Source organism: Caballeronia sp. dw_276 (genome assembly GCF_018449635.1).
Lineage (GTDB): Bacteria > Pseudomonadota > Gammaproteobacteria > Burkholderiales > Burkholderiaceae > Caballeronia.
The window spans coordinates 1-669 of record NZ_JAAVUV010000064.1 but is presented as its reverse complement, the minus strand read 5'-3'; the positions used below and the strand labels follow the sequence as shown (position 1 = coordinate 669).

The following is a 669-nucleotide window of genomic DNA, read 5'->3' as shown; positions in this document are numbered from 1 at the left end:
ATGGCCGCCGACGTCGTCGAAGTCGGTGCCAGTAGAGCATCGGCGGCAGGCATGAAGGAACCGTGATGCGTCACTTTATTCCGGCGGCTGCGATAGCGGCGCATCCGTTCGGCGTGTGCAAAGCGGCCATGGCGGCTGCGCTGGTAGCGCCGTCCGGCCTCGCGCATGCTGGAATGGCGCGAAAGCTCGGAGCAGTCGCTATTGCAATAGATTTGGCCGCGGTCGCAACGGCGGCAAACAATGACCTGTGCCCGACAGCGCACGCATACGAACAGTCGGACCGACGCCGGCATCGAGAATCCCCGTCAATGCCGATGCGATATCGACAGGGCTGACGAGGCATGCAATACTTGGCGCACACTCGTGCCCCGTCGTACGCGTGTAGGGTTCGACACCGGAATGAACCTGGCAGTTTGGGCCGGTGTCGGACCTGTTTGTTCGGCGGTTGGTAAACCTTCTTCTACCGCATCCCGCCCTTTGCGTCACCCCCGTCTGAAGCGAACAGCACCGGGTGCGTCGGCACTCGCCCTTCGGGCTCCTTCCGACGCACCCAAATAACTGCCCATCGGCACCTCCGCCAGTCGTCGAAAAACCCGTTCTGAAGAACAAGTCATTTAGCGTTTCTGATTGACGCCGCCATCTGGTGTCGCTTTCCGACCGCCATTCACA

The 669-nt window shown here is 61.3% G+C and carries 1 protein-coding gene; it reads right to left on the bottom strand.

Annotation, left to right across the window (positions count from 1 at the left end; translation table 11 throughout):
• The coding region (locus HB633_RS30630; protein ID WP_213781864.1) for a hypothetical protein at positions 1–293 on the bottom strand (293 nt) is incomplete at its 3' end.
• Between the last annotated feature and the right edge of the window lie 376 nt (positions 294–669).